Source organism: Adhaeribacter aerolatus, from assembly GCF_007991635.1.
Taxonomy (GTDB): Bacteria; Bacteroidota; Bacteroidia; order Cytophagales; family Hymenobacteraceae; genus Adhaeribacter; species Adhaeribacter aerolatus.
The window spans coordinates 42,713-55,051 of sequence record NZ_BJYS01000050.1 but is presented as its reverse complement, the minus strand read 5'-3'; the positions used below and the strand labels follow the sequence as shown (position 1 = coordinate 55,051).

Genomic DNA, 12,339 nt, shown 5'->3' with positions numbered 1-12,339 from the left:
TTACATAGCTGGTAAAAGGAGAATGGAGAACAATAATTAAAGTTGATTTACCACCTGCCAGCCTAAACCTACCTTAGATCGAAAGCTTAAGAGATATATTTATAGCCCGACCTTCTACCGGCATGTAAAGCGGCTTAAAGATAGGGTTGGTAACGGTGCCTTCTACCAAGGGTTCAAATTTAGATTGGCGCACATCAAAGATATTTTCGCAGTTTAAAACCAGGCTATTCCGGCCAAAGTTCTTCTGGATTACGGCTGCCGTAAAAAGGTAATTTTTTACTTTCTGGTTATTAAATAAATATTGGTTGGCGCTGTAACTGGCTTCTACCCCTAAGCGCCAGCTTTCTTCTACCTCGTAAGCCAACGTAGTCGAGAACTTGTCGCGGGGATTAAAAGGCATGTTTACGCGTTGCCGGGTATATTGCTGGTAGGCAGCGGTATGGTTGTAGCCCAGGTAAAGCTCAACCTCATCGTATTGCAGGCGTACGTAGGTATCGGTACCCACGCTGTTAACTTTATAATCGCCGTTTATCAGGGTTTGCAGGCCGGCACTGTTGGTCGTTAAAATATTAACCTGGTTAATATACGTGTAATAAAAAGCCTGATTAATATTAACGTTAATGGTATTAAACAGCAAGAGTTTGTAATTAATATCAGCATTTATGCCTTTAGATTTCTCAGGTTTAATATTCCGGGAAAAATCAATCAGGTAAAGAGAAGGATCGGTAAAGTCGAAGAGCGAAGGAGCCTTGTAACCGGTGCCAAAAGCCAGTCGCGCCGCCAGGGTATTCACGGGCTTGTAAAAAAACGAGATGCGCGGCAATACAAAATTACCAAACCGGTTGTGGTGGTCGTACCGCAAGCCGGTTTCTAAAGAGAAAGTAGGCGTTAGCTGCCAATCGTGCTGCACAAATACGCCCGGTATCAGGTTTTGGTAATCGGTAAAGGCAACCGCTGGGCCGGTATTTTTCCGGAAGGTTTCGGTAGTTAAATTAAGCCCGGTAATTAAGCTTTGCTTTTTGGTTTGCCAGAGGTTATTTATTTCGGTGTAAGAATTATACTGGGTGCCTTCAAAATCAAAACCCGGTAATTTTAAATGCCGGTTAAAAATATTACCCGCCGATTTTACCGTAAGGCTGTTCTGTTCGTTTAGCTGATGACGAAATTGCAACTCCGCCATATTCCGGAAAACCTTCTCGGTTTGAAGATAGGGATGGTCGGAGGTAGCCCGCTTTTGAATAGCCTGAATATCGCCGCCCTGGCGGTAGTTATAGGTGCCGGTGTAGCCAATATTTAAATCGGTGCCCGGTTTAAGGTAAAAGAATAAACGAGGGTGGATAGTCATGTTGTCATCGTAGGGCACTTCGGCAAAGCCATCGCGGTTAACATCGTTGGCTTGTTTGTGATTGGCGCCGGCAAATAAGGTAAAACCCACTTTGTTCCATTTGCGCGAGGCATACGCATTGAGGTTATACTCCCGCAGGGTGGTAGCATTTAATAACACCAAAGTTTGGGCCGAATCGGCGGGCGTTTTAGAGATAAAATTAATCAAGCCTCCAATAGCGCCGCCCCCGTAAAGCGTAGAGGCCGATCCTTTGATAATTTCGACCTGTTTTAAATCTAAAGGCGGAATAGAGAGCACACCTAAACTCCCCGAAAAGCCGCCGTATAAGGGTAAACCATCGCGTAATATTTGGGTATAGCGCGCGTCTAAACCCTGCATCCGGATTACATCGTTGCCATTAACCGGATTGGCCCGCTGCACGGTAATAATGGCCAAGTCGCCGAGTAAACTCGTGATATTGCCCGGTACAATTAAACTCTCTTCGTTCATCTCCTCCTGGCCCAGCACCTCTACCCGAATAGGTAAGTCTTCGATGCGGGCATTGGTACGGGTAGAACTAATCAGCACCTCGTCCAGGGCAGCGTGGGTGGGGACCAGTAAAATGGTAATGGGCTTGGCCGGATTTGCCAGCGGAAAGTTGTAAGTAGCCTGTTTTTTACCGTAGCTCAGGAAACTGAAAATAATGGTTTGTTCTCCCGCCGGAATATTCTGGAGAGTGGCCCGGCCCCGCGCATCGGTGGTTGTACCATTGGTGGTATTTTCGAGTAAAACCGTAACGCCCGGTAATGGTTCGTTGTTGCTGCTATCGCGTACTATCCAGGTAAGGGAATTTTGCCCGTTAGCCGCCAGGCAAACCAGCCAGAGCAGCAAGCTTAAGTATAATTTCCGCATAAGTAATTTTACGGATAAATAGAAAACTGGATAGAAATCTAAATTCCCGCAGGTTGTTTATGATGGCATTTTTATAATGGACTCAATAATATTGATTGACTTTATAAGGAATTCTAAAATTAAAATAATCAGAACTTATGCCTTTCCTTAAAATCTGGATTCATTTGGTGTGGTCTACTAATACCAAATAGTAAATATACTGTTCCATAACAGCATAACAACCTGCTTTTCTTACTTGTCATTCTGTTAAGAATCTTCTGCATAAATTGGGTAAACAGGTAATAAACCAAGTCTGGTATTTGCCTGTTATGCTTTCTATGCAGAAGATTCCTCCGGAATGACGGGTGTGGAGGAAATGATTTATACTTTCAGCTATAGAAGGTCATTCATACTAACTGGTATAAAAACCGGGAGCCTTTCTTAACCAGAGAAATCCGGCAAAAAGTGTTCCGGCAAATTCAGGAGAACGCCAAAGAAAAGGGTATCTATATTGATTTTATTAATGGCCATATTGACCACGTACATTGCCTAATTTCTTTAGGGATAAGTCAGAACATAGCTACAATAATGCAGCAAATAAAAGGAGAATCTTCGTTCTGGATAAACAAAAATAACTTATGTGCGGGTAAATTTGAATAGCAGGAAGAATATTTTGCGGTATCGGTGAGTGAGTCTATGGTGGATAAGGTGCTACATTAAAAATCAAGAGAGGCATCATCAGTTTAAAACCTATGCAGAGGAGCAGGAAGACTTTAGGCGGATCTATGGTTTTGAAAAGTTGGGCTAAAGCCTTTTAAAATAATCTGGTTCCTCCATCTAAAGATGGAGGCAATTCAGGGACGAGTAGATAAACAGTATTTTCTGGACAAATGAATGGCCACTAGCTTTAGCTAGTGAAAACAAAAAAGCCAGCTCAAACGAACTGGCTTTTCTATTTATAAAAATTCTTAAAACTTAAGCTTCTACTTCCTGGTCTTGACTTACTAAATTCAGGTATTTACTTGTTTTTTCGTAAGCTTCAATTTTCTCCCGCAGGTTCAGCAAATAATCAATATCATCGTAGCCGTTGATTAAGCAGGTTTTCTTGTATTGGTTAATATCAAACTTTTCCGAAATACCGGTACCCGCAATGGTTACGGTTTGGGCTTCTAAATCTACTTCTAATTGCGTGTTTTTATCAGCAAATATATGCTCGAACACGGTGGCTAAGAATGATTCCGTTACTTGTACCGGCAGCAAGCCGTTGTTCAGGGCGTTGCCTTTAAAAATATCGGCGAAGAAGCTGGAAATAACAACTTTAAAACCGTAATCCGCAATGGCCCAGGCGGCGTGCTCGCGGCTAGAACCGCAACCAAAATTTTTGCCGGCTACTAATACTTGCCCGCTAAAATTAGGGTTGTTCAGAATGAAATCTGATTTCGGATTATTTTGGTTATCGTAACGCCAGTCGCGGAACAGGTTATCGCCGAAGCCATCGCGGGTGGTAGCTTTCAGGAAACGCGCCGGAATAATCTGGTCGGTATCAATATCTTCTATGGGTAACGGAACAGCCGTTGAGGTTATCTTTACAAATTTTTCCATGGCGTACTAAGCGTTTAACAATTCACGAACATCGGTTATTTTACCCGTAATAGCAGTAGCGGCGGCCGTAAGCGGACTTACCAGCATGGTGCGAGCACCAGGGCCCTGACGGCCTTCAAAATTCCGGTTGGAGGTAGAAACGCAATATTCGCCTTTGGGTACTTTGTCTTCGTTCATGCCCAAGCAAGCCGAGCAACCTGGTTCGCGCAGTTCAAAGCCGGCTTCTTTTAATATTACATCTAAGCCTTCGGCTTTGGCCTGGTTTTCTACCTGCTTCGAGCCCGGTACAATCATGGCGTTTACGTTAGGGGCTTTGTGTTTGCCTTTTACAAAATCAGCTACCAGGCGTAAATCTTCGATGCGGGAGTTGGTGCAGGAACCAATAAACACGTAATTAACCGGTTTGTCTATTAAAGTGTCGCCGGCGTTAAAGCCCATATACGCCAATGATTTTTCGAAAGAAGCTTTGCCGCTTTCTTCTTTTAAATCTGCAACCGTAGGAATATGTTCGGTTATTTTAATGCCCATGCCGGGGTTGGTGCCGTAAGTAATCATCGGCGTAATATCGGCGGCATCGTAGGTATATTCTACATCAAAAGTAGCGCCTTCGTCGGTGAAGAGCGTACGCCAGTAAGCCACGGCTTCTTCAAATTTCTCGCCTTTAGGCGCAAACTCGCGGCCTTTAATATAGTCGAAAGTAATATCGTCGGGGGCAATTAAACCACCACGGGCTCCCATCTCAATGCTCATGTTACAGATGGTCATACGGGCTTCCATGCTCAGGCTGCGGATAGCCGAACCGGCATATTCCACAAAATAACCGGTAGCACCGCCCATCGATATTTTAGAAATGATGTACAGGATGATATCTTTTGAAAGCACGCCGTTAGCCAGCTCTCCTTCAATATTAATGCGCATGGTTTTAGGCTTGCTTTGCATGAGGCATTGCGTAGCCATAACCTGCTCAACTTCGGAGGTGCCAATACCAAAAGCAATGGTACCAAAAGCGCCGTGCGTAGAGGTGTGGCTGTCGCCGCACACGATGGTCATGCCGGGCAAGGTTACGCCTAGTTCCGGCCCGATTACGTGGACAATACCCTGGAACGGATGGCCCAAACCATAGAGTTCAATACCGAATTTTTTACAGTTTTCGGTTAATTTATCTACCTGAAAGCGCGATAGCGGCTCGGCAATGGGTAAATGCTGATCTTTGGTGGGTACGTTGTGGTCGGCGGTGGCCAAAACGTTTTGCGGCCGGAATACCCCAATACCTCTTTTTTCCAGTCCGGCAAAAGCCTGCGGACTGGTAACTTCGTGAATTAAATGCTTATCGATGTACAATACATCGGGTCCTTCTTCGATGCTGGTTACGACGTGCGCATCCCAGATTTTCTGAAATAATGTTTTCTTATCCGATGTCATTACTAAATATTAGCTTTAATACCTGCCTTCTCTTTCTTCGTCTCAATTTTTTGGTAAAGTACGCCCAGGTGGTCGTCATTTACAACTTTTACCTCATCTGCTAACACTAAGTAATCTTTATAAATTTCATCGAGCTCTTCTTTTGAGATAAAGTAGCCCAGGTTTTCCATCCGGTGCTTTAAAGCGGCGCGGCCGCTGCGGGCGGTTAATACAATTTTAGAGTTATCTACGCCCACATCGTGCGGATCGATTACCTCGTACGTTTCGCGGTGTTTCAGGAAGCCGTCTTGGTGAATACCAGAAGAGTGCGCAAAGGCATTGTCGCCTACTATGGCTTTATTTGGCTGCACACGCATCCTCATCAACCTTGAAACTAAGCGGCTGACGGGGTAAATGCGTTTGGAGTTGATACCGGTATTTAAATCCAGCTCTTTGTGACTCTTCATAATCATCACCACTTCTTCCAAAGAGGTATTACCAGCCCGTTCGCCAATACCGTTAATGGTACACTCAATCTGGCGGGCACCGTTCATAACGCCTGCAATAGAGTTAGCGGTAGCCAAACCTAAATCGTTGTGGCAATGCACCGAGATGATGGCTTTATCTATATTTTTTACGTTTTCGCGGAGGTATTTTATTTTCTGGCCATAGTCCCAGGGCAAAGTATAGCCGGTGGTATCCGGAATATTTACCACGGTAGCGCCAGCGGCAATAACCGCTTCCACCATCTGGGCCAAGAAAGGCAAATCGGCCCGACCAGCATCTTCGGCGTAAAATTCTATGTCTTCTACAAATTGCTTGGCGTATTGCACGGCCCAAACACCGCGTTCGAGTACATCTTCGCGGGTAGAATTAAATTTATGCTTAATATGCATATCAGAAGCACCAATGCCGGTATGAATACGCTTGCGCTTGGCAAATTTCAACGACTCTACGGCCACATCTATATCTTCTTTCTTAGCGCGGGTTAAGGCACAAATAACCGGTTCTGAAACCGCTTTCGAAATTTCAACGATTGAAGCAAAGTCGCCGGGGCTGGAAATAGGGAAGCCAGCCTCAATTATATCAACGCCTAGTTCTTCCAGGGCCAGAGCCACCTCAATTTTTTCGCGGGTGTTAAGCTGACAACCGGGAACCTGTTCGCCGTCGCGCAGCGTGGTGTCGAAGATATAGACCTTGTCGTTCATGAGAATTGATCTTTATAATTAAAAAATAATGGTTATTGGTAATATATTTTTACAAGTTACTAAGTTCAGCAGAAATTCTGAACAGAAATTTAGGTTTTTTGCTAAAACTGCGGCTTAGGCCTGCGAAATCAGGAAATCTTTTAATGCTTCGTAATCCGTTGTCATCCGGATAGATTCTTTCTTTTTCTCCAGGTAGCCCTGTAAATTAAAGGGTATTTCTATTTTTTGATTAATGGTATCTTCTACCACATCAATAAATTTAGCGGGGTGCGCCGTTTCCAGAAAAATACCAATCTGTTTCGTTGTTCGTTGTTCGTTGTCCGTTGTTCGATTTTGTTCTTCGAAATATTTCTTCAAGGCGCCGTAGCCAATAGCACCGTGCGGGTCCAGTACGTAATCGTATTGCTGATGGACTTCCTGCATCAGTTGGCGGGTTTCCTCGTCGGTAAAGCTGTAACCAATTATTTCTTCCCGAATTTTCTCCAGTGAGTTATCGTACATATCCATCAGGCGGGCAAAGTTGCTGGGGTTGCCCACATCCATGGCGTTGGAAATGGTATGCTCCGATGGCCGCGGGATAAAGAAACCGGTGTGCAAATATTCCGGCACAATATCGTTGGCGTTAGTGGCGGCAATAAATTTATGCACCTGCAAGCCCATGCGTTTAGCCAGTAAACCACCCGTAATGTTGCCGTAGTTGCCACTCGGGGTAGCAAACACCACTTCTTTTCCTTTGTCTTTTACCTGCGCATAAGCATAATGATAGTAAAACGATTGCGGAATAAGCCGGGCAATATTAATGGAGTTAGCCGAAGTTAACTGCATTTTCTGGTTCAGGTCTTTGTCGAGGAAGGCCTTTTTTACCAAATATTGGCAATCGTCAAACGTGCCATCTATTTCTAAGGCGGTAATATTCTGGCCCAGGGTGGTAAGCTGTTTTTCCTGAATATTGCTCACCTTGCCGCTTGGGTAAAGAATAACCACGTTAATGCCGGGTACGCCTAAAAAGCCATTGGCTACGGCGCTACCGGTATCGCCGGAGGTAGCTACCAAAACGGTAATTTGCTTCTGGCTATCCTGGGTAAAGTGCGCCAGCAAACGCGCCATAAACCGGGCTCCTACATCTTTAAAAGCCGAAGTAGGGCCGTGGAATAATTCCAAGGAGTAAATATTATCGTGTACCGGTACCACCGGAATATCAAAATTCAGGCTGTCTTCTACAATCGTGTGCAAATCTTCCCGGCTAATTTCATCCTTCAGCAAAGCTGTAGATACTTCCAGCGCAATTTCAGGCAAGGTCAGCTTCTGAATATTTTCGAAAAAAGAGGCTGGTAATTGCGGAATATGCGTCGGCATGAACAAACCGTTATCATCGGCCAGGCCTTTTACCACGGCTTCTTTTAAGGTAACTACCGGGGTTTGTTTATTGGTGCTATAGAAAGACATAATTTGGTTGTTAGTTGTTGGTCAGAACTGTGATAGTCTGAACTATGATTTAAATGATTAACCAGACTGACTTTGATTTATTGTTAATTCATCTATTTAGGCGAATGACCTGTGTTGTTAAAGCTTAAGCTATAAATCATTGAAGAATAATCAAACGGATGTATTGTTACTTTTTATTTTCTTTCTTATTTCTATTTCAAAATAAATCACAGTCAATCTGATTAATCATCTAAATCATAGTTCAGACTATCACAGTTCTGACTACAATATTTTCGGACCTTGCTTGTTAATTTTACTTACGTAGCTGTGGTTCTCAATTTCAAACTGGCTGAAAGTTTTGGTCATGGCCTGGGCTACTTGCTGCGCCGTTTCCAGGGAACTACTCAATGCAAACATTGACGGACCAGAACCCGAAATACTGGCACCCAAGGCTCCGTTGGCCAAAGCAGCTTCCTTTACTTCATCGAAACCCGGTATTAACATGGAGCGGATGGGCTCAATAATTACATCTTTCAACGAACGGCCAATCAGCGGGTAATCGCCTTTCATGAGGCCGGCAATTAAGCCGGCAATATTGCCCCACTGGGTTACCGCATCTTTCAGGGTTATGCCTTTCCTTAATATTTTGCGGGCATCTTCGGTTTTTACTTCTATCTGCGGATGAATAATGGTGCAATACAATTCTTCCGGGTAAGGAATCTGAATTAAATCGAGCGGGTCGTAGCTGCGCACCAGCACAAAACCGCCCAGAAGTGCCGGCGCTACGTTGTCGGCGTGGGCTACACCAGCGGCGGCTTTTTCGCCCTGCATGGCAAACTGCACCAAATCGGTTTGAGCCAGCGGCCGGCCTAATAATTCGTTCACGGCAAACACACTGGCTGCCGCACTCGCCGAACTAGAGCCAATACCGCTACCGGGTTTAATTTTGGAATGAAACGTAATCTCAAAACCATCTTCCGAACCCAAATGCTCTAAATAAGCTTTCAGGGAAACTACAGCTGTATTTTTATTTACATCGCCCGGGAAAACGGTATCTGCGGTTTTATTAATCACGGTAAACCCTGGCTCGTCCCGGCGGCGCACTTCAATCTCGTCACCCGGACTTTCCAGAGCAAAACCCAATACATCAAAACCACAAGCCACATTGGCCACCGTTGCCGGCGAAAATACTCTGATACTCTCTTTCATTCATGTAAGCCAAAGGCTCCTGGCCCTGGTTATAAATTATTACTCGGGGCGAAAATAATCACCCTTTTATCCCTCCTAAACTTAGATGGGGAACATTACTCTTTTCGGCTGTGGCACTTTCCAGCCTAAACTTTTAATAACCCTTGCTAACGCAAGGGTCCCGCTTGCGTCTATTTTCTTCTGCCCTCCGGATAATAGTATTTAAGTATTACTATAGGCCAGCGGCCTTATAAATAGTAGACACGAGGCATAGCCTCGCGCCAGCAAATTTGAAAATCGCAATATCCAATTCTTTTACAACCACGACTTGTAGCTTACTACCCGTTAGCCCGGCTCCCCGCCTTAGCTAAGGCGGGGAAGGGGGTGGTTGGATAATTAACTGGCAATCCGGATAATATCGGCAAATACCCCAGCAGCCGTTACTTCAGCCCCAGCGCCGGAGCCTTTCACAATTAGCGGCTGCACTTTATAACGCTCGGTCGTAAACAGAATAATATTGTCGGAGCCCGATACCGAATAAAACGGATGACCTTTTTCTATTTCCCTTAACTCTACGCGGGCTTTGCCTTCTTCCCAGGCTGCAATCAAGCGATAGCCTTTGCCTTGGTTTTCTAGTTCGGCGCGTTGGGTTTCAAAGGTATTTTCGTAATCCCGCAGATTTTGCCAGAATTCATCCATTGGTCCGTCTTGTAAGCAGTTAGCCGGTAAAAATGGCTTAATAGCTACATCTTCCAGTTCCAGGTTTTCGCCGGTTTCGCGGGCCAAGATTAATATTTTGCGGGCCACGTCCTTGCCACTTAAATCGATGCGCGGATCTGGTTCGGCGTAACCCAGATCCATGGCTTCCTGTACCACAGTGCTTAATTTCTTATCGGCACTAACGGTATTAAACAGGTAGTTCATGGTGCCCGAAAAAATACCTTCAATCTTCAGCACGGTATCGCCGCTGCGGATTAAATCGTTAAGCGTGCTGATAATGGGCAAGCCGGCGCCTACGTTGGTTTCGAACAAAAATTTAACGCCCCGTTTGGCAGCTAGCGTTTTTAATTCTTTATAAGTATGGTAATTACCCGAGGCGGCTATTTTGTTCGGTGTTACTACCGAAATGCTTTTGTCGAGCAAGGTATTATAAACCGAGGCTACTTCGGCGCTGGCCGTGCAATCCACAAAAATGGCGTTCGGCAGGTTTAACTCCAGAATTTTGTCAACAAAGGTCTCAATGTTAGAAGGCTGCGTTGAATTTTGCAATGCTTCTTTGCAGGAGTCCAGCGGAATACCGGCTTCGTTGAAAATAGCAGTTTTAGAATTAGATAACCCAATTAATTTCAGAGCAATATTGTGCCCTTTGTATAAGTTAGCCGCCTGACCACTAATTTGATCCATTAAAGTTGCGCCTACAGTTCCGGTGCCCACCACAAACAAATGCAGGGTTTTAGTTTCCGACAAGAAGAACGACTCGTGTAGGGTATTAAGTGCTTTTTCTTCGTCTTTTTTCTGGATAACGCACGAGATATTCAGCTCCGAGGTGCCCTGTGCAATGGCACTAATATTAATGCCGTTGCGGCCTAAAGCACTGAAAAGTTTACCCGCTATACCCGGCGTATTTCTCATGTTGGAGCCCACCAGTGCTACAATCGCCAGGTTGTTTTCTATCTGCACCTTATCTACAATACCGGCTTGCATTTCCAATCGGAATTCTTCTTCCACGGTTTGTTGCGCCCGGGTAGCATCTTTCTGGTTAATACCTATACTAATAGAGTGCTCCGAAGAAGCTTGAGTAATTAAAATAACGTTAACGCCTTTACGGCCCAGCGCCCCAAAGAAACGCATGGCCACGCCCGAAGCACCCACCATGCCGCTACCCGAAATGGTAAGCAACGAAATTTGCTCGATAGAAGAAATACCTTTTACCGGCGCTTCGCTTGGCCGCGGACTATGGGTAATAAGCGTACCAAAGGCCTCCGGCGCAAACGTGTTTTTCAGCCTAATCGGAATATGGCGGCTCAGAGCTGGTTGAATCGTGGGTGGATAAATAATTTTAGCCCCGAAATACGAAAGCTCCAGCGCCTCTTCATAAGACATTTCCTCAATGGGAATCGCATTTTTAACCCGGCGCGGGTCAGCGGTCATCATGCCACTTACATCAGTCCAGATTTCCAGGCCTGAAGCCTCAATAGCCGCAGCAATAATGGCGGCGGTATAATCGGAGCCGCCGCGACCCAATGTGGTAGTAGTGCCGTGTTCGGTGGTACCCACGAAGCCCGGTATTACCAGCAGGTTTTCGTTGCCGGCAAAATATTTTTGAATATTCTGGTTCGTTAATTCAAAGTTTACGCGGGCGTTGCCAAAATTACTATCGGTAATAATAAAGTTGCGATAATCTACGGCCGCCGCGGGTAAGCCATTTTCTTTGAAAGCCTCGGCTATAATATACGACGACAAGCGCTCGCCAAAACTCAAAATAAAGTCTAAAGTTTTGGGGCTGAGCTCTTTTACCAGGAAAACACCTTGCATAATGTCTTCCAGTTCGTTCAGAATAAACTTAACGTTGGCTACAATAGAGCTTTGGCGTTTGGCATGAATCAGATCTTTAATAGCGGCCAGGTGCCGGTCTTCAATTTTAACTAACTCCTGTTTAAAGCTATCGTCGCCGCGCTCAGCCAGCCGGCTCGTGTGCAGTAAATGGTCGGTAAGGCCGCCAAATGCCGAAACAACCACTGCCAGTTGTTTAATAGAAGCATGCGATCGGACAATGTCCAGCACTTTTAAAATATTTTCAGGAGTACTGACCGAAGAACCGCCAAACTTAAGAACTACCATGCGTTGTATTAATTTGTACGTTACAAAATTGGGTAATCGAAATTAACTTTCTAAATATTAGTTTAATAAGTATAAAATTTTCTGCTGCTGGCCAGGCTCAAAAAAAGGTGGCAAAAGCCCGATTGGAAAATTTTAAATATTGCCTCAGAAAGGTTAACTTGTATTAAATATTTTGAAATTATTTAATCTAATTGCCTTCTGATTAGGTTTTGTGGGTGCCAATATGAAAAAATAGTACGGAAATTAAAATTTATATTTTGTTTTGTTCTGAATTATTAATTACTTAGCGGCCCAAAATAAACATTTACCGAACAGAGAAAATAATGAACTTTCGTCACGTCATCCTAAGCCAGATTATTTTTAGCGTCATTATCGACGCTAAGCGGTTAATGGTGTGATTTTGTTTTTAAATAGAAGATAAGCGCCATTCCCGAAAGAGTGGCGCTTTTTTTTAACTGT

The 12,339-nt window shown here is 44.5% G+C and carries 7 protein-coding genes and 1 pseudogene; 1 reads left to right on the top strand and 7 read right to left on the bottom strand.

Features of this window, described 5'->3' with window-relative positions:
* Positions 1 to 73: 73 nt before the first annotated feature.
* On the bottom strand, positions 74 to 2,236 hold the full coding sequence (locus AAE02nite_RS24005) for a TonB-dependent receptor (RefSeq protein ID WP_146904564.1): 2,163 nt from the start codon (positions 2,234 to 2,236) through the stop codon (positions 74 to 76).
* Positions 2,237 to 2,620: 384 nt separating this feature from the next.
* Here AAE02nite_RS24005 and AAE02nite_RS27105 point away from each other — a divergent pair.
* Positions 2,621 to 3,023, top strand: a pseudogene (locus AAE02nite_RS27105) (transposase).
* Positions 3,024 to 3,190: 167 nt separating this feature from the next.
* On the opposite strand, the gene leuD reads toward AAE02nite_RS27105, so the two are convergent.
* From leuD to thrA, 6 genes are all read right to left on the bottom strand, one after another.
* Positions 3,191 to 3,817: a 3-isopropylmalate dehydratase small subunit gene (leuD, locus tag AAE02nite_RS23995; RefSeq protein WP_146904561.1), complete on the bottom strand. Its 627-nt coding sequence runs from the start codon at positions 3,815 to 3,817 to the stop codon at positions 3,191 to 3,193.
* Between the two features lie 6 nt (positions 3,818 to 3,823).
* Complete coding sequence (gene leuC / locus AAE02nite_RS23990; protein WP_146904557.1) at positions 3,824 to 5,239, bottom strand: 3-isopropylmalate dehydratase large subunit; 1,416 nt, start codon at positions 5,237 to 5,239, stop codon at positions 3,824 to 3,826.
* Between the two features lie 2 nt (positions 5,240 to 5,241).
* Entirely contained in the window at positions 5,242 to 6,426 is a 1,185-nt protein-coding gene (locus AAE02nite_RS23985; RefSeq protein ID WP_146904554.1) for a 2-isopropylmalate synthase, read from the bottom strand.
* 114 nt (positions 6,427 to 6,540) lie between these two features.
* A complete protein-coding gene (gene thrC, locus AAE02nite_RS23980) occupies positions 6,541 to 7,872 on the bottom strand; it encodes a threonine synthase (RefSeq protein WP_146904551.1) in 1,332 nt (443 codons plus the stop codon).
* A 261-nt stretch (positions 7,873 to 8,133) separates the two neighbouring features.
* Positions 8,134 to 9,060, bottom strand: coding sequence for a homoserine kinase (locus AAE02nite_RS23975; RefSeq protein ID WP_146904548.1), 927 nt, complete (start codon positions 9,058 to 9,060; stop codon positions 8,134 to 8,136).
* Between the two features lie 375 nt (positions 9,061 to 9,435).
* The gene (gene thrA / locus AAE02nite_RS23970) at positions 9,436 to 11,880 is read right to left on the bottom strand and encodes a bifunctional aspartate kinase/homoserine dehydrogenase I (RefSeq protein ID WP_146904545.1); all 2,445 of its coding nucleotides are present in this window, start codon (positions 11,878 to 11,880) and stop codon (positions 9,436 to 9,438) included.
* Positions 11,881 to 12,339: the final 459 nt, after the last annotated feature.